Raw genomic sequence first — 15,032 nt, forward strand, 5'->3', positions numbered from 1 at the left:
CCATGGCAACTCAGACCGTCAACGTCGACCTGCCCGCCGAGATCTTCGACGTCCAGACCAACGTGCCCCTGCTGCACCAGGTCGTCGTCGCTCAGCTGGCCGCGGCCCGCCAGGGCACGCACAAGACCAAGAACCGCGCCGAGGTCTCCGGCGCCGGCCGCAAGCCCTTCAAGCAGAAGGGCACCGGCCGCGCGCGCCAGGGCTCGATCCGCGCCCCGCACATGACCGGCGGCGGCGTGGTGCACGGGCCGACCCCGCGCGACTACAGCCAGCGCACCCCCAAGAAGATGAAGGCCGCCGCCCTGCGCGGAGCCCTCTCGGACCGGGCGCGCAACAACCGCATCCACGTCGTGGAGGCACTCGTCGAGGGCACCGTCCCCAACACGAAGGCCGCCCAGGCGACGCTGCGCGGGCTCTCCGACCGCAAGAACCTGCTGGTCGTCCTGCACCGTTCGGACGACGTGGCCGCGCTGTCGGTGCGCAACCTCGACGACGTGCACACCCTCTACGCGGACCAGCTCAACACGTACGACGTGCTGGTCTCCGACGACGTGGTCTTCACCAAGGACGCGTTCGAGTCCTTCGTGGCGGCCGCCAGCAAGAAGAAGCAGGAGGACGCCAAGTGAGCGCGACCACCATCAAGGACCCCCGGGACGTCATCATCGCGCCGGTCGTCTCCGAGAAGTCCTACGGGCTCATCGACGAGGGCCGCTACACGTTCTTCGTGGCGCCCGACTCGAACAAGACCCAGATCAAGTACGCCGTCGAGCAGATCTTCGGCGTCAAGGTCGAGTCCGTGAACACCATCAACCGTGCCGGGAAGCGGAAGCGCACGCGCTTCGGCTGGGGTCAGCGCAAGGGCACCAAGCGTGCCGTTGTGACCCTCAAGGAAGGCACCATCGACATCTTCGGCGGTCCGCTCGCCTGAGCGGAGACCACTTTAACGAGGAACTGACACATGGCTATCCGTAAGCACAAGCCGACAACCCCGGGCCGTCGCGGCTCCTCCGTTGCCGACTTCGCAGAAATCACGCGCACGACCCCCGAGAAGTCGCTGGTCCGGCCGCTGCCCAAGAAGGGCGGGCGGAACAACACCGGCCGCATCACCACCCGGCACAAGGGTGGCGGGCACAAGCGCCAGTACCGCGTCATCGACTTCCGTCGCCACGACAAGGACGGCGTCGACGCCAAGGTCGCGCACATCGAGTACGACCCGAACCGCACGGCGCGCATCGCGCTGCTGCACTTCGTGGACGGCTCCAAGCGCTACATCATCGCGCCGAACAAGCTGTCCCAGGGCGACGTCGTCGAGTCGGGCCCCGGCGCCGACATCAAGCCCGGCAACAACCTGCCGCTGCGCAACATCCCCGTCGGCACCGTGATCCACGCCGTCGAGCTCCGTCCGGGCGGCGGCGCCAAGCTCGCCCGCTCCGCCGGCGCGTCGGTGCAGCTCGTCGCCAAGGAGGGCAAGTACGGCCAGCTCCGGCTGCCCTCCGGCGAGATCCGCAACGTCGACGTGCGCTGCCGCGCGACGGTCGGCGAGGTCGGCAACGCCGAGCAGTCGAACATCAACTGGGGCAAGGCCGGCCGCAACCGCTGGAAGGGCGTCCGCCCGACCGTCCGCGGTGTGGTCATGAACCCCGTCGACCACCCGCACGGTGGTGGCGAGGGCAAGACCTCCGGTGGCCGTCACCCGGTCAACCCGAACGGCAAGCCCGAGGGCCGCACCCGCCGCCCCAACAAGGAGAGCGACAAGCTCATCGTCCGCCGTCGTCGCACCGGCAAGAACAAGCGCTAAGGAGCCTGACACATGCCACGCAGCCTGAAGAAGGGCCCTTTCGTCGATCAGCACCTTTTCCTGAAGGTCGCCAAGGAGAACGACAAGGGCACCAAGAACGTCATCAAGACGTGGTCCCGCCGCTCGATGATCGTCCCCGACATGCTCGGGCACACGATCGCCGTGCACGACGGACGCAAGCACATCCCCGTGTTCATCACCGAGTCGATGGTCGGGCACAAGCTCGGCGAGTTCGCCCCCACGCGGACCTTCCGCGGCCATGTGAAGGACGACAAGAAGGGCAAGCGCCGCTGATCCTCCGGGATCCCGCAGCGTGAGCACTTCGAGAAGACGAGAGAAGGAAAGCAATGGAAGCCAAGGCATCTGCGCGCTACATCCGCGTGACGCCTATGAAGGCCCGGCGCGTCGTCAACCTGATTCGTGGCCAACAGGCGAATGAGGCTCTGGCGATTCTGAAGTTCGCCCCCCAGGGTGCTTCGGAACCGGTGTTCAAGGTCCTCCAGTCGGCGGTCGCCAACGCGCGCCAGCTGGCGGACCGCGACGGCCTGCCGTTCAAGGAGGAGGAGCTCGTCGTGAGCGAGGCCTTCGTCGACGAGGGTCCGACCATGAAGCGGTTCCAGCCGCGGGCCCAGGGCCGCGCCTACCGCATCAACAAGCGCACGAGCCACATCACCGTGATCGTGGCGAGCCCTGACAGCGAGGAGGTCCGCTAAGTGGGACAGAAGATCAACCCGCACGGGTTCCGGCTGGGCATCACCACCGACCACGTGTCGCACTGGTACGCGGACTCCACCAAGGAGGGCCAGCGCTACAAGGACTACGTCCGCGAGGACATCAAGATCCGCAAGCTCATGTCCACGGGCATGGAGCGGGCCGGCATCTCCAAGGTCGAGATCGAGCGGACCCGGGACCGCGTGCGCGTGGACATCCACACCGCCCGCCCCGGCATCGTCATCGGCCGCCGCGGCGCCGAGGCCGACCGCATCCGCGGCGAGCTCGAGAAGCTCACCGGCAAGCAGATCCAGCTGAACATCCTCGAGGTCAAGAACCCCGAGGTGGACGCCCAGCTGGTCGCCCAGGGTGTCGCCGAGCAGCTCGCCTCCCGCGTGGCCTTCCGCCGCGCCATGAAGAAGGCCATCCAGTCGGCGCAGCGCGCCGGCGCGAAGGGCATCCGCATCCAGTGCGCCGGCCGCCTCGGCGGCGCCGAGATGAGCCGCTCGGAGTTCTACCGCGAAGGCCGTGTGCCCCTGCACACCCTGCGCGCGAACATCGACTACGGCTTCTTCGAGGCCAAGACCACCTTCGGCCGCATCGGCGTGAAGGTCTGGATCTACAAGGGCGACCTCACCGCCAAGGAACTGGCGGCCCAGCAGGCCGCCGCTCCCTCGCGCGGCCGCGGCGGCGACCGTGACCGTCGCGGCGGTCCGGGCGAGCGTCGCGGAGGCGGCGGCGGCGACCGTCGTCGTCCCGACCGTAACGACCGTGGCGGACGCCGTGAGCGCAACGACTCCGCCGCCTCCCCGGCTCCGGCCGCGGGAGCGACCAACGCAGAGGGTGGTAAGTAAATGCTCATCCCACGTCGTGTGAAGTTCCGCAAGCAGCACCACCCGAAGCGGTCGGGCGCTGCCAAGGGCGGCACCACTGTCGCCTTCGGCGAGTGGGGCATCCAGGCGCTCACGCCGGCCTACGTGACGAACCGTCAGATCGAGGCCGCCCGTATCGCCATGACCCGCCACATCAAGCGTGGCGGCAAGGTCTGGATCAACATCTACCCGGACCGCCCCCTGACCAAGAAGCCCGCCGAGACCCGCATGGGCTCCGGCAAGGGCTCCCCCGAATGGTGGGTCGCCAACGTCAAGCCCGGGCGCGTGATGTTCGAGCTCTCCGGTGTCTCCGAAGAGGTCGCCCGCGAGGCCCTGCGCCTGGCGATCCACAAGCTCCCGATGAAGGCACGCATCGTGCGTCGCGAAGGTGGTGAATGAGAATGGCTGTTGGATCCAAGGATCTGAGCATCGAGAACCTCGCGGCCCTCGACAAGGACTCTCTGGGTGAGGCGCTGCGCAAGGCCAAGGAGGAGCTGTTCAACCTCCGCTTCCAGTCCGCAACCGGTCAGCTCGAGAACAACGGCCGTCTCAAGGCCGTCAAGCGCGACATCGCGCGCATCTACACGGTGCTGCGCGAGCGCGAGCTCGGCATCCGGCCCCAGGCGGGCTCCGCCGAGACCACCGCCGAGACCACCTCCGAGGAGGACGCCAAGTGACCGAGCAGATCAACAACGAGGCCGAGCAGGCCGACGAGCGCGGTGACCGCAAGAGCCGTCGTGGCTACGTGGTCTCCGACAAGATGGACAAGACCGTCGTGGTGCAGCTGCAGGACAACGTCAAGCACTCGCTGTACGGCAAGGTCATGCGCCGCTCCTCGAAGGTCAAGGCCCACGACGAGCAGAACGCCGCCGGCGTCGGCGACCTCGTCCTGATCTCCGAGACCCGCCCGCTGTCCGCGACCAAACGGTGGCGGATCGTGGAGATCCTCGAGAAGGCCAAGTGACCCGAGCTCGCTAGAGCCGGCCACGGCCCCGACGGCCCGCCCCCTCCTCGAGGGGGCGGGCCGTCGCCCGTTCACCGCCCGCACGGACGGCGCCCCGCCTGTGCTAGGCTGGTGAGCTTGTATGGGCGGAAATCTCTGTCCGTGCAATCCACAGCTCTTCGTGCCAGCGCATAATGACCGCGTGCAGGGCGCCCCCGTGCCACCTGGTGGCGGGTTCAGATGCTCCTGGCATGGAGGGCTGGGCCCGGTCCGGCGTGCGCGCCGGGGGAGGGCACATCATCCGACAAGCTGTTCCGCAAGGCCCGCACCGTGCTCTCGATCGGTGTTGGAACCGGCGTGACGACAGGAGTAATCAGTGATTCAGCAGGAGTCGCGACTGAAGGTCGCCGACAACACGGGTGCGAAGGAAATCCTCACCATCCGTGTTCTCGGTGGATCCGGACGTCGCTACGCAGGCATCGGCGACATCATCGTCGCCACCGTCAAGGACGCGATCCCCGGCGGGAACGTGAAGAAGGGCGACGTGGTCAAGGCCGTGATCGTCCGTACCAAGAAGGAGCGCCGTCGTCCGGACGGCTCCTACATCAAGTTCGACGAGAACGCCGCAGTGATCCTGAAGAACGACGGTGACCCCCGTGGTACCCGCATCTTCGGCCCCGTGGGCCGTGAGCTGCGCGACAAGAAGTTCATGAAGATCATCTCGCTGGCCCCGGAGGTGCTCTGACCATGGCGAAGTTCAAGATCAAGACCGGCGACCTGGTGCAGGTCATCTCCGGCAGCAGGGACAACAAGGGCAAGCAGGGCAAGGTCCTGCGCGTGATCCCCGAGACCTCCCGCGTGGTCGTGGAGGGCATCAACGTGATCACCCGCCACCGCAAGGCCTCCATGCAGGGCGAAGCCGGCGGCATCGACAAGGTCGAGGCGCCGATCCACGTGTCCAACGTGGCGCTCGTGGACCCGGAGACCAACAAGCCGACCCGCGTCGGCCACCGCACCGAGACCGTGGAGCGCGACGGACGCCAGAAGACCGTCCGCGTCCGCGTCTCCAAGAGCACCGGCAAGGACCTGTGATGACCGAAACCACCGAGATCAGCGTGTCCCCGCGCTTCAAGGACAAGTACCAGGAGACCGTCGTGCCCGCGCTGCAGGAGCAGTTCGGCTACGGCAACGTCATGGAGATCCCGCGCGTCGTCAAGGTCGTCGTGAACATGGGTGTCGGTGACGCCGCGAAGGACTCGAAGCTCATCGACGGCGCCGTCCGCGACCTCACCGCCATCACGGGCCAGAAGCCGCTCGTGACCCGGGCGAAGAAGTCCATCGCGCAGTTCAAGCTCCGCGAGGGCATGCCGATCGGCGCGCACACCACGCTGCGCGGCGACCGCATGTGGGAGTTCCTCGACCGCCTGGTGACCCTGGCCCTGCCGCGCATCCGCGACTTCCGCGGTCTGTCCGACCGCCAGTTCGACGGCAACGGCAACTACACCTTCGGCCTCACCGAGCAGTCCATGTTCCACGAGATCGACCAGGACCGCATCGACCGGGTCCGCGGCATGGACATCACGGTGGTCACCACCGCGAAGACCGACGACGAGGGCCGCGCGCTGCTGAAGGCGCTCGGCTTCCCCTTCAAGACCAACTAATCTCGCTACGTTCCAGGTCCGGCCGGGCGCCCACGGGCGCCGCCAGGTGCGGAAACCGGGACGAGGAAGGGCACGTGCCCCCAAAATGACAATGACAGATCCTGTCGCGGACATGCTGACGCGTCTGCGCAACGCCAACTCCGCCTACCACGACTCCGTGAGCATGCCGTACTCGAAGCTCAAGGCTCGCGTTGCGGACATCCTCAAGGCCGAGGGCTACATCGCGGACTACAAGGAGGAGGCGGCGGAGGTCGGCAAGACCCTCACGCTCTCCCTGAAGTTCGGCCCCAACCGGGAGCGCTCCATCGCGGGCGTCCGGCGCATCTCCAAGCCGGGCCTGCGCGTCTACGCCAAGTCCACCAACCTCCCCAAGGTCCTGGGCGGCCTGGGCATCGCCATCCTGTCCACCTCTTCCGGGCTGCTGACCGACAAGCAGGCCGCGAAGAAGGGCGTGGGCGGCGAAGTCCTCGCGTACGTCTGGTAACCCGGAACAGAAAGGAAGAGAACATGTCACGTATCGGACGTCTCCCCATCTCTGTGCCGGCCGGTGTGGAGATCAAGATCGACGGCAACGTCGTCTCCGTCAAGGGCGCCAAGGGCGAGCTGCAGCACACCGTTGCCAGCCCGATCACCGTCGCGCTCGACGACAGCACCCTCACCGTCACCCGACCCGACGACGAGCGCGAGTCCCGCTCGCTGCACGGTCTCACCCGCACCCTGATCGCCAACATGATCCAGGGCGTCACCCAGGGCTACACCAAGGGCATCGAGATCGTCGGCACCGGTTACCGCGTGCAGGCCAAGGGCCAGGACCTCGAGTTCGCCCTCGGCTACAGCCACCCGATCACCTTCAAGGCGCCGGAGGGCATCTCGTTCGCCGTCGAGGGCGTCAACAAGCTCTCGGTCAACGGCATCGACAAGCAGCAGGTCGGCGAGGTCGCCGCCAAGATCCGCAAGCTCCGCGCCCCCGAGCCCTACAAGGGCAAGGGCGTGCGGTACGCCGGCGAGCAGATCCGCCGCAAGGCCGGAAAGGCTGGTAAGTAACCATGGCTCTGAAGATCAAGGGCAAGTCCAAGGCCGCCGCCCGCAGCCGCCGCCACGTCCGGGTGCGCAAGCACCTGGCCGGCACGGCCGCGCGCCCGCGCCTGGTCGTCAACCGCTCCGCCCGCCACGTGTTCGTCCAGGTCGTCGACGACACCAAGGGTGTCACCGTCGCCTCGGCCTCCACCATGGAGGCCGACCTGCGCGGCGCCGACGCGGACAAGACCGCCAAGGCCAAGCGCGTGGGTGAGCTCGTGGCCGAGCGCGCCAAGGCCGCCGGTGTCGAGTCCGTCGTGTTCGACCGCGGCGGCAACAAGTACCACGGTCGCGTGGCGGCTGTCGCCGACGGCGCCCGTGAAGGAGGTCTGGCACTGTGAGCGAGCAGAACAACGAGAAGGAAACCCAGGTGACCGAAGCCAGCACTGCCTCCACGGAGGCGACCGGGGCCCAGCAGACCACCGAGGCCAACCGCTCCCAGGACTCCCGGGGCGACCGCGGGGGCCGCGGCGAGCGCGGCGGCCGCGGTGAGCGCGGGGGCCGTGGCGAGCGCGGCGGCCGCGGTGGCCGCGGCGGCCGCGACGAGGAGAAGGACAAGTTCCTCGAGCGCGTCGTGACCATCAACCGTGTCTCCAAGGTCGTCAAGGGTGGTCGTCGCTTCAGCTTCACCGCCCTCGTCGTCGTCGGCGACGGCAACGGCATGGTCGGCGTCGGCTACGGCAAGGCCAAGGAGGTGCCGGCGGCGATCTCGAAGGGCGTCGAGGAGGCGAAGAAGAACTTCTTCCGCGTCCCGCGCATCGAGGACCGCACGATCCCGCACCGCGTGCAGGGCGAGGCCGCCGCAGGCGTCGTCATGCTGCGCCCGGCGACCCCGGGTACCGGTGTGATCGCCGGTGGTCCGGTCCGCGCCGTGCTCGAGTGCGCCGGCATCCACGACGTGCTGTCGAAGTCCCTCGGCTCGTCGAACCAGATCAACATCGTGCACGCAACCATCGAGGCGCTCCGCCAGCTCGAGGAGCCGGCGGCCGTCGCGGCCCGTCGTGGGCTCCCGATGGACGAGGTCGTCCCCGGTCCGTTGCTGCGCTCGATCCAGAAGGCAGGTGCCTGATGTCCGGCAAGCGTATCCAGCCCGACGGCACGGAGCTGCGCATCACGCAGGTCCGGTCGGTGGTCGGCCAGAAGCAGAACATGCGCAACACCCTGCGGTCCCTCGGCCTCAAGCGGCCGGGCAACGTCGTGGTCCGCAAGGCCGACGGCGTGACCGCGGGCATGGTCAACACCGTCGCCCACCTGGTCAAGGTCGAGGAGGCCAAGTAACCATGGCAGAGAACACTGCTGAGAACACCGCTCAGAGCAACGAGAAGGTGCACGCGCTCAAGGTGCACCACCTGCGTCCGGCCCCGGGCGCGAAGACCGCCAAGACCCGCGTGGGTCGCGGTGAGGGCTCCAAGGGCAAGACCGCCGGCCGCGGCACCAAGGGCACCAGTGCCCGGTACCAGGTCAAGGCGGGCTTCGCGGGCGGGCAGCTTCCGCTGCACATGCGCCTGCCCAAGCTGCGCGGGTTCAAGAACCCGTTCCGCGTGGAGTACCAGGTCGTCAACCTGGACAAGCTCACCGAGCTCTTCCCGGAGGGCGGCGAGGTGACCGTGGAGTCGCTCGTGGCCCGCGGCGCCGTGCGCAAGAACCAGCCCGTCAAGGTCCTGGGCTCCGGCGACATCGCGGTCGCGGTCGACGTGAAGGCGCACGCCTTCTCGGGCTCCGCCGCGGAGAAGATCGCCGCCGCCGGCGGCAGCACCACCGCGCTGTGAGCGTTTTCGAAGTGCTTTTAGCTATGTGACCNACATGGCCGGCCAAAACTGCTTCGAAAACACGCCCGGCCCCGCGGCACCCACGGATCAGGCCCCGTCCACGCCAGCGTGGGCGGGGCCTGATCCGTCGGCGGGCACGAGCCCGCCCCGTCGGCGCGCGCCCCCGGTGAGTCCCGGGCGGGCCGCGTTCGCTAGACTTGCCGGAGTCGCCCGCGCCCACCGGGCGCGGGGACCCCGGACCGAGCTCCCGCACCACCACACCCCCCGCCACCGGATGCCGGTCGGACCCAGTCTCTAGGAGGACATGTGCTCAGCGCTTTCGGACGGGCGTTGCGAACCCCCGACCTGCGACGCAAGCTGGGGTTCACCCTCGCCCTCATCGTGCTCTACCGCCTGGGCACGTTCATCCCGGCGCCGGGCGTCGACTACGGCAACGTGCAGCAGTGCCTGGCCCTCGGGACCACCACGGGCGGCGTGTACGACATGGTGAACCTCTTCAGCGGCGGCGCGCTGCTGCAGCTGTCGGTCTTCGCCCTGGGCGTCATGCCCTACATCACCGCGAGCATCATCGTGCAGCTGCTGCGCGTGGTCATCCCGCGCTTCCAGGAGCTGCACGAGGAGGGGGCGCAGGGGCAGACGCAGCTGACCCAGTACACCCGCTACCTCACCATCGGCCTCGCGCTGCTCAACGCCACCACGGTGGTCTCGCTCGCCCGGTCCGGCGCCCTGCTGGGGGACTGCCCCCTGCCGATCATCCCGAACGACACCTGGCTGACCGTGCTGATCATCATCATCACGATGACCGCCGGCACGGCGATCATCATGTGGCTGGGGGAGCGGATCACGGAGAAGGGCGTGGGCAACGGCATGTCGCTGCTCATCTTCACGTCCATCGCCGCGACCTTCCCCTCCGCGCTGGGCGAGATCCTCCGCACCCGCGGCTGGGGCGTGTTCCTCTCCGTGCTGGCCGTGGGGCTCGTGGTGATCACCTGCGTGGTGTTCGTGGAGCAGTCCCAGCGCCGCGTGCCCGTGCAGTACGCCAAGCGGATGGTGGGCCGGCGCACGATCGGCGGGACCACCACCTACATCCCGCTCAAGGTCAACATGGCCGGTGTCATCCCCATCATCTTCGCGTCCTCGATGCTGATGCTCCCCGGCATGCTCGCCCAGTTCGGCATGCCGGACGACGGCACGGACATCCCCGGCTGGGTCAACTGGATCAACACCTACCTCGTCACCGGCGACCACCCCGTGTACATGGCGATGTACTTCCTGATGATCGTGTTCTTCACGTACTTCTACGTGTCGATCACGTTCAACCCGGAGGAGGTCTCCAACAACATGAAGCGCTACGGCGGCTTCATCCCGGGGATCCGCGCGGGACGGCCCACCGAGAAGTACCTCGCCTACGTGCTCAGCCGGATCACGTTCCCGGGCGCCCTCTACCTGGGCATCGTGTCCATGATCCCCCTCGTGGCGCTCGTGCTGATCGACGCGAACCAGAACTTCCCCTTCGGCGGTCCGTCGCTGCTGATCATGGTGGGCGTGGGCCTGGACACGGTGAAGCAGATCGAGGCCCAGCTGCAGCAGCGCAACTACGAGGGCCTGCTGCGCTGACCCCACCCCGCCGTCCCCCGCCGGGGACGGCGGGCACGCCCCGGTAGACTGTGACCGCAGCCACCACCGACCGCAAGGAGACTTCATGACCCGCATGCTCATCATCGGACCCCCCGGCGCAGGCAAGGGCACGCAGGCCGTGCGCATCTCGGAGCGGCTCGGCATCCCGGCGATCTCCACCGGTGACATCTTCCGGGCCAACATCAAGGGCCGGACCCCTCTGGGGCAGGAGGCCAAGAGCTACATCGACGCCGGCGACCTCGTCCCGGACTCCGTGACCAACCGGATGGTCCGCGACCGCCTCGCCGAGACGGACACCGCCGACGGCTTCCTGCTCGACGGCTACCCGCGCAACGCCGCGCAGGTGGACGAGCTCGACGCCATCCTCGACGAGCTGGGGCAGGAGCTCGACGTGGTGCTGAAGCTGACCGCCGACCGCGACGAGCTCGTCCAGCGGCTCCTCGGGCGGGCCCAGAAGGAGGGGCGCACCGACGACACGGAGGCGGTCATCCGGCACCGCCTCGACGTGTACGACGCCGAGACCGCCGTGGTCGTCGACGTCTACGACCGGCGCGGCATCGTCCGCGAGGTCGACGGGCTCGGGACCGTCGACGAGGTCTCCCAGCGGATCATGACAGCGCTGTCCTGACGCACCGTCCCGCACCGCGAACGCCGTGACACCCCCGGACACCCCCGGGGGTCTCACGTTTAACCCACGACAGCCGCGAGCTCCCCGACCGGGGGAGCGGCTCGGAAGGAAGACCGCATGTTCGGCCGCCGCCGGATCGAGTACAAGACCCACGCCCAGCTGCGCACCATGCAGCGCGCCGGGGTGGTGACCTCCCGCGCCCTCGACGCCGCCGTGGCGGCCGCCGTGCCCGGCGTGACCACCGCGTCCCTCGACGACGTCTTCCGTTCCGTCCTCGACGCGCACGGGGCGAGCTCCAACTTCCTCGGCTACTTCGGCTACCCCGCCGCGGTGTGCGTGTCCGTCAACGAGGTGGTCGTCCACGGCATCCCGGGGGACCAGGTGCTGCAGGAGGGGGACATCCTCTCCGTGGACGGCGGGGCCGTGGTCGAGGGCTGGCACGGGGACTCCGCGCGCACCGTGCTCCTGGGCCGCCCGGACCCCGCGGACGCCGAGCTCTCCGACGTCACCCGCAACGCCATGTGGCACGGCATCGCGGCGGCGGCCACCGGCACGCACGTCGGCGACATCGGCGCGGCCGTGGAGGACTACGTGCGGAAGGCCTCCGGGCACCGCTTCGGGATCCTCGAGGAGTACGTGGGCCACGGCATCGGGTCCAAGATGCACATGGCCCCCGACGTGCTCAACTTCCGCAGCACCGACCGCGGGCCCCGCCTGCGCGCCGGCATGGCGCTGGCCATCGAGCCGATGCTCGTGCGCGGCGGGATCGGCACCCGCGTGCTCGACGACGAGTGGACCGTGGTCACCACCGACGGCGCCCGCTCCAGCCAGTGGGAGCACTCCGTGGCCCTGCACGCCGACGGCGTCTGGGTGCTCACCGCCGAGGACGGCGGGGCCTCCGAGCTCGAGCCCCTCGGCGTGCGCCCCGTCCCGATCCCGGAGGACCTGCCGTGACCGGCCGGCTCTCCACCACCCCGGACCCGCGACACCGCGAGGAGAACACCGTGGCCCAGCAGCCGCAGCAGAGCACCACCAGCACACCCGTCGAGCTCACCGTGAAGCCCCGGCCCGGTCAGCTGACCTTCGCCGCGCCGCGGCGCGGCAAGCCCCCACGCCACCTCGCCGACTTCGACATGGCGGGCCGCCGGGAGTTCCTCGCCGAGCTGGGGCACCAGCCCTTCCGGGCGGGCCAGCTCTCCCGCCACTACTTCGACCGGTTCGCCACGGCCCCCGAGGACATGACCGATCTGCCCGCGGCGGGCCGGGAGGAGCTCGTCTCCCAGGCCCTGCCGACGCTGCTGACCACCGTGCGCAGCCTCGAGGCCGACCAGGGGGACACCGTCAAGAACGTGCACCGGTGCTTCGACGGCGCCACCGTGGAGTCCGTGCTCATGCGCTACACCCACCGGGTGACCATGTGCATCTCCTCCCAGGCCGGCTGCGGGATGAACTGCCCCTTCTGCGCGACCGGCCAGGCGGGCCTGACCCGCAACCTCTCGACCGCGGAGATGGTCGAGCAGGTCGTGCAGGGCGCCCGGATGCTCCGCGGCGGCAGGGTGGGCCGGGCCGAGCAGGAGCCGCTGCGCATCTCCAACATCGTGTTCATGGGCATGGGGGAGGCCCTCGCCAACTACAAGGCCTCGATCGGGGCGATCCACCGCCTCATCGACCCCTCCCCGGAGGGCCTCGGCATCTCGGCCCGCGGCATCACCATGTCCACGGTGGGCCTGGTGCCCGGGATCCGGAAGTTCACGCAGGAGAAGCTGCCGGTCACCCTGGCGCTGTCCCTGCACGCCCCGGACGACGAGCTGCGCGACGAGCTCATCCCGATCAACACCCGCTGGAAGGTCGACGAGGCCCTCGACGCCGCCTACGACTACTACCAGGCCACCGGCCGGCGGGTCTCGATCGAGTACGCCCTGATCCGCGACATCAACGACCACGGGTGGCGGGCCGACCTCCTCGGCGAGAAGCTCAACGCCCGCGGCGGGGGGTGGGTGCACGTGAACCCCATCCCGCTCAACCCGACCCCCGGCTCCAAGTGGACCGCGTCCCGGCCCGGCGTGGAGCAGAACTTCGTGGAGCGGCTCCGGGCCCACGGCATCCCCACCACCGTGCGGGACACCCGCGGCTCCGACATCGACGGGGCCTGCGGGCAGCTCGCCGCGACCGTCTGAGCGCCGTCGTCCCCGGCACCGCTCCCCGGGGGCGCCTCCCGCGTTGCGGGAGGCGCCCCCGATCCCGTAGAGTGTCCTGTTGGTTGTCTGTGCTCCAGCGATTCCGCACACTTCGGACCACGCCGACCCTCACCGTGCACCACGAACGGTGATGGTGCGCGCGTACAGGTCCGCTGCGGCGTTTAACGACGATGTACACCCGAAACCCTGCTCGCCGCCCCGGCGGGGGGCACCTGAAGTTAGCGGAGGATATGGCCAAGAAAGACGGAGTCATCGAGATCGAAGGCACTGTGGTCGAGGCTCTGCCCAACGCGATGTTCCGCGTTGAGCTGAACAACGGTCACCTGGTCCTCGCCCACATCTCCGGGAAGATGCGACAGCACTACATCCGGATCCTCCCCGAGGACCGCGTGGTGGTGGAGCTGAGCCCGTACGACCTCACCCGCGGTCGTATCGTCTACCGCTACAAGTAGGACCGGCGGCCGTCCGGGCCGCACACCACTCGAGAGAACGACGCGAAGGAATGCGATGAAGGTCCAACCGAGCGTGAAGCCGATCTGCGACAAGTGCAAGGTGATCCGCCGCAACGGGCGGGTCATGGTGATCTGCGAGAACCCGCGCCACAAACAGCGTCAGGGCTGACCCGCCCCGAGCTGCCCACGCAAGTGGATCCACAAAGGCACCGCTCCCGACCGGAGAGATCCAGGCGGGCGCCCCCGGTACAGAGGCCGGGGACCGGAGGGGACATGACGTCCCCGACCGGACAGCGATGCTCCAGACCTCTGGAACACCACAAGGAGAACCGCCGATATGGCTCGTCTCGCAGGCGTCGACCTCCCCCGCGAAAAGCGGCTGGAAATTGCGCTCACCTACATCTACGGCGTGGGTCGCACCCGCGCGCTCGCCACCCTGGACGCCACCGGCATCTCGGGCGACCTGCGCGTGCGCGAACTCACCGATGCCCAGCTCGTGGAGCTGCGCGACTACATCGAGGACAACTACAAGGTCGAGGGTGACCTCCGCCGCGAGGTGGCCGCCGACATCCGCCGCAAGGTCGAGATCGGCAGCTACCAGGGCATCCGGCACCGCCGCGGCCTGCCCGTGCACGGTCAGCGCACCAAGACCAACGCCCGCACCCGCAAGGGTCCGAAGCGCACGGTCGCCGGCAAGAAGAAGTAGCCCGCTGCCGCTCGTGCGCCAGGACCCCGCGGTCCCCCGAGCGGCCCACCACCACTCTTCCCGAACTTTGTAGGAGATCTCCATGCCCCCGAAGACTCGCGCAGCGGCTGCCCGCAAGCCCCGCCGCAAGGACAAGAAGAACGTCACCCAGGGCCAGGCCCACATCAAGTCGACGTTCAACAACACCATCGTCACCATCACCGACCCCTCCGGCGCCGTCCTCTCCTGGTCGTCCGCCGGCGAGATGGGTTTCAAGGGCTCTCGCAAGTCCACCCCCTTCGCGGCCCAGATGGCCGCCGAGGCCGCCGCGAAGCGCGCGCAGGAGCACGGCATGCGCAAGGTCGACGTGTTCGTCAAGGGCCCCGGCTCCGGGCGCGAGACCGCCATCCGCTCCCTGCAGGCCACCGGCCTCGAGGTCGGCTCCATCTCGGACGTCACCCCGAGCGCGCACAACGGTTGCCGCCCGCCGAAGCGCCGCCGCGTCTGATGTGAGCACGCCCACCGGGACCCTGCGGGGTCCCGGTGCGCATGCCGACAACGGACCGGGCACCGGTCCGCACCCATCAACTGTTTTCCACC

The 15,032-nt window shown here is 68.9% G+C and carries 26 protein-coding genes; all 26 read left to right on the top strand.

Translation table 11 applies throughout. The features are described from left to right. Positions 1-2 precede the first annotated feature (2 nt). The 26 genes from rplD to rpsK all read left to right on the top strand — a co-directional run bounded on the left by rplD (position 3) and on the right by rpsK (position 14,940). Entirely contained in the window at positions 3-626 is a 624-nt protein-coding gene (rplD, locus tag H488_RS27095; RefSeq protein ID WP_017833297.1) for a 50S ribosomal protein L4, read from the top strand. Next, positions 623-928, top strand: a complete 306-nt coding sequence (gene rplW, locus H488_RS27100) for a 50S ribosomal protein L23 (RefSeq protein ID WP_017833298.1) — start codon at positions 623-625, stop codon at positions 926-928. Before rplD ends, rplW begins: the two co-directional genes overlap by 4 nt. A gap of 30 nt (positions 929-958) precedes the next feature. Further along, complete coding sequence (gene rplB, locus H488_RS27105; RefSeq protein WP_017833299.1) at positions 959-1,798, top strand: 50S ribosomal protein L2; 840 nt, start codon at positions 959-961, stop codon at positions 1,796-1,798. A gap of 12 nt (positions 1,799-1,810) precedes the next feature. Next, positions 1,811-2,092 carry a 30S ribosomal protein S19 gene (gene rpsS / locus H488_RS27110; RefSeq protein ID WP_017833300.1) on the top strand — a complete coding sequence of 94 codons (282 nt, stop codon included), beginning with the start codon at positions 1,811-1,813 and terminating at the stop codon, positions 2,090-2,092. Positions 2,093-2,145: 53 nt separating this feature from the next. Beyond that, positions 2,146-2,511, top strand: a complete 366-nt coding sequence (gene rplV / locus H488_RS27115) for a 50S ribosomal protein L22 (protein ID WP_017833301.1) — start codon at positions 2,146-2,148, stop codon at positions 2,509-2,511. Continuing rightward, positions 2,512-3,363: a 30S ribosomal protein S3 gene (gene rpsC / locus H488_RS27120; RefSeq protein WP_017833302.1), complete on the top strand. Its 852-nt coding sequence runs from the start codon at positions 2,512-2,514 to the stop codon at positions 3,361-3,363. Next, a complete protein-coding gene (gene rplP, locus H488_RS27125) occupies positions 3,364-3,780 on the top strand; it encodes a 50S ribosomal protein L16 (protein ID WP_017833303.1) in 417 nt (138 codons plus the stop codon). Between the two features lie 2 nt (positions 3,781-3,782). Then, positions 3,783-4,058, top strand: coding sequence for a 50S ribosomal protein L29 (gene rpmC / locus H488_RS37935; RefSeq protein ID WP_017833304.1), 276 nt, complete (start codon positions 3,783-3,785; stop codon positions 4,056-4,058). Next, positions 4,055-4,345, top strand: a complete 291-nt coding sequence (gene rpsQ, locus H488_RS27130) for a 30S ribosomal protein S17 (RefSeq protein ID WP_017833305.1) — start codon at positions 4,055-4,057, stop codon at positions 4,343-4,345. The genes rpmC and rpsQ overlap by 4 nt, the downstream gene beginning before the upstream one ends. Before the next feature lie 355 nt (positions 4,346-4,700). Then, on the top strand, positions 4,701-5,069 hold the full coding sequence (rplN, locus tag H488_RS27135) for a 50S ribosomal protein L14 (protein WP_017833306.1): 369 nt from the start codon (positions 4,701-4,703) through the stop codon (positions 5,067-5,069). Between the two features lie 2 nt (positions 5,070-5,071). Next, positions 5,072-5,416: a 50S ribosomal protein L24 gene (gene rplX, locus H488_RS27140; protein WP_017833307.1), complete on the top strand. Its 345-nt coding sequence runs from the start codon at positions 5,072-5,074 to the stop codon at positions 5,414-5,416. Next, positions 5,416-5,985: a 50S ribosomal protein L5 gene (rplE, locus tag H488_RS27145; RefSeq protein WP_017833308.1), complete on the top strand. Its 570-nt coding sequence runs from the start codon at positions 5,416-5,418 to the stop codon at positions 5,983-5,985. Before rplX ends, rplE begins: the two co-directional genes overlap by 1 nt. Positions 5,986-6,070: 85 nt before the next feature. After that, positions 6,071-6,469, top strand: a complete 399-nt coding sequence (gene rpsH, locus H488_RS27150) for a 30S ribosomal protein S8 (RefSeq protein ID WP_017833309.1) — start codon at positions 6,071-6,073, stop codon at positions 6,467-6,469. A 23-nt stretch (positions 6,470-6,492) separates the two neighbouring features. Then, on the top strand, positions 6,493-7,029 hold the full coding sequence (gene rplF / locus H488_RS27155; protein WP_031282950.1) for a 50S ribosomal protein L6: 537 nt from the start codon (positions 6,493-6,495) through the stop codon (positions 7,027-7,029). A 2-nt stretch (positions 7,030-7,031) separates the two neighbouring features. Further along, positions 7,032-7,403 carry a 50S ribosomal protein L18 gene (gene rplR / locus H488_RS27160; RefSeq protein ID WP_017833311.1) on the top strand — a complete coding sequence of 124 codons (372 nt, stop codon included), beginning with the start codon at positions 7,032-7,034 and terminating at the stop codon, positions 7,401-7,403. After that, complete coding sequence (gene rpsE / locus H488_RS27165; protein ID WP_017833312.1) at positions 7,400-8,131, top strand: 30S ribosomal protein S5; 732 nt, start codon at positions 7,400-7,402, stop codon at positions 8,129-8,131. The genes rplR and rpsE overlap by 4 nt, the downstream gene beginning before the upstream one ends. Further along, positions 8,131-8,340 (top strand): 50S ribosomal protein L30, encoded by a 210-nt coding sequence (gene rpmD / locus H488_RS27170; protein ID WP_017833313.1) that lies wholly within the window; start codon positions 8,131-8,133, stop codon positions 8,338-8,340. Before rpsE ends, rpmD begins: the two co-directional genes overlap by 1 nt. 2 nt (positions 8,341-8,342) lie before the next feature. Next, a complete protein-coding gene (gene rplO / locus H488_RS27175) occupies positions 8,343-8,831 on the top strand; it encodes a 50S ribosomal protein L15 (RefSeq protein ID WP_017833314.1) in 489 nt (162 codons plus the stop codon). Positions 8,832-9,137: 306 nt separating this feature from the next. Continuing rightward, the gene (secY, locus tag H488_RS27180; protein ID WP_031282952.1) at positions 9,138-10,448 is read left to right on the top strand and encodes a preprotein translocase subunit SecY; all 1,311 of its coding nucleotides are present in this window, start codon (positions 9,138-9,140) and stop codon (positions 10,446-10,448) included. A gap of 85 nt (positions 10,449-10,533) precedes the next feature. Then, a complete protein-coding gene (locus H488_RS27185; protein ID WP_017833316.1) occupies positions 10,534-11,097 on the top strand; it encodes an adenylate kinase in 564 nt (187 codons plus the stop codon). 117 nt (positions 11,098-11,214) lie between these two features. Then, positions 11,215-12,051 (top strand): type I methionyl aminopeptidase, encoded by an 837-nt coding sequence (map, locus tag H488_RS27190; RefSeq protein WP_017833317.1) that lies wholly within the window; start codon positions 11,215-11,217, stop codon positions 12,049-12,051. 50 nt (positions 12,052-12,101) lie between these two features. Further along, positions 12,102-13,274, top strand: a complete 1,173-nt coding sequence (gene rlmN / locus H488_RS27195; protein ID WP_031282953.1) for a 23S rRNA (adenine(2503)-C(2))-methyltransferase RlmN — start codon at positions 12,102-12,104, stop codon at positions 13,272-13,274. Between the two features lie 251 nt (positions 13,275-13,525). Beyond that, a complete protein-coding gene (infA, locus tag H488_RS27200) occupies positions 13,526-13,747 on the top strand; it encodes a translation initiation factor IF-1 (RefSeq protein WP_017833319.1) in 222 nt (73 codons plus the stop codon). Between the two features lie 55 nt (positions 13,748-13,802). Beyond that, positions 13,803-13,916, top strand: a complete 114-nt coding sequence (gene rpmJ, locus H488_RS27205) for a 50S ribosomal protein L36 (RefSeq protein ID WP_017833320.1) — start codon at positions 13,803-13,805, stop codon at positions 13,914-13,916. A gap of 168 nt (positions 13,917-14,084) precedes the next feature. Next, positions 14,085-14,453 (top strand): 30S ribosomal protein S13, encoded by a 369-nt coding sequence (gene rpsM / locus H488_RS27210; RefSeq protein ID WP_017833321.1) that lies wholly within the window; start codon positions 14,085-14,087, stop codon positions 14,451-14,453. A gap of 82 nt (positions 14,454-14,535) precedes the next feature. Then, a complete protein-coding gene (gene rpsK / locus H488_RS27215) occupies positions 14,536-14,940 on the top strand; it encodes a 30S ribosomal protein S11 (protein ID WP_017833322.1) in 405 nt (134 codons plus the stop codon). Positions 14,941-15,032: the final 92 nt, after the last annotated feature.

The sequence above is a fragment of the Kocuria sp. UCD-OTCP genome (assembly GCF_000349605.1).
Classification (GTDB): Bacteria; Actinomycetota; Actinomycetes; order Actinomycetales; family Micrococcaceae; genus Kocuria; species Kocuria rosea.

Excerpts from the sequence above, each read along its gene's own strand:
- rplD (WP_017833297.1), top strand. The coding sequence starts at position 3 with ATGGCAACTCAGACCGTCAACGTCGACCTGCCCGCCGAGATCTTCGAC.
- rplB (WP_017833299.1), top strand. The coding sequence starts at position 959 with ATGGCTATCCGTAAGCACAAGCCGACAACCCCGGGCCGTCGCGGCTCC.
- rpsS (WP_017833300.1), top strand. The coding sequence starts at position 1,811 with ATGCCACGCAGCCTGAAGAAGGGCCCTTTCGTCGATCAGCACCTTTTC.
- rplV (WP_017833301.1), top strand. The coding sequence starts at position 2,146 with ATGGAAGCCAAGGCATCTGCGCGCTACATCCGCGTGACGCCTATGAAG.
- rplP (WP_017833303.1), top strand. The coding sequence starts at position 3,364 with ATGCTCATCCCACGTCGTGTGAAGTTCCGCAAGCAGCACCACCCGAAG.
- rpmC (WP_017833304.1), top strand. The coding sequence starts at position 3,783 with ATGGCTGTTGGATCCAAGGATCTGAGCATCGAGAACCTCGCGGCCCTC.
- rplX (WP_017833307.1), top strand. The coding sequence starts at position 5,072 with ATGGCGAAGTTCAAGATCAAGACCGGCGACCTGGTGCAGGTCATCTCC.
- rplE (WP_017833308.1), top strand. The coding sequence starts at position 5,416 with ATGACCGAAACCACCGAGATCAGCGTGTCCCCGCGCTTCAAGGACAAG.
- rpsH (WP_017833309.1), top strand. The coding sequence starts at position 6,071 with ATGACAATGACAGATCCTGTCGCGGACATGCTGACGCGTCTGCGCAAC.
- rplF (WP_031282950.1), top strand. The coding sequence starts at position 6,493 with ATGTCACGTATCGGACGTCTCCCCATCTCTGTGCCGGCCGGTGTGGAG.
- rplR (WP_017833311.1), top strand. The coding sequence starts at position 7,032 with ATGGCTCTGAAGATCAAGGGCAAGTCCAAGGCCGCCGCCCGCAGCCGC.
- rpmD (WP_017833313.1), top strand. The coding sequence starts at position 8,131 with ATGTCCGGCAAGCGTATCCAGCCCGACGGCACGGAGCTGCGCATCACG.
- rplO (WP_017833314.1), top strand. The coding sequence starts at position 8,343 with ATGGCAGAGAACACTGCTGAGAACACCGCTCAGAGCAACGAGAAGGTG.
- H488_RS27185 (WP_017833316.1), top strand. The coding sequence starts at position 10,534 with ATGACCCGCATGCTCATCATCGGACCCCCCGGCGCAGGCAAGGGCACG.
- map (WP_017833317.1), top strand. The coding sequence starts at position 11,215 with ATGTTCGGCCGCCGCCGGATCGAGTACAAGACCCACGCCCAGCTGCGC.
- infA (WP_017833319.1), top strand. The coding sequence starts at position 13,526 with ATGGCCAAGAAAGACGGAGTCATCGAGATCGAAGGCACTGTGGTCGAG.
- rpmJ (WP_017833320.1), top strand. The coding sequence starts at position 13,803 with ATGAAGGTCCAACCGAGCGTGAAGCCGATCTGCGACAAGTGCAAGGTG.
- rpsM (WP_017833321.1), top strand. The coding sequence starts at position 14,085 with ATGGCTCGTCTCGCAGGCGTCGACCTCCCCCGCGAAAAGCGGCTGGAA.
- rpsK (WP_017833322.1), top strand. The coding sequence starts at position 14,536 with ATGCCCCCGAAGACTCGCGCAGCGGCTGCCCGCAAGCCCCGCCGCAAG.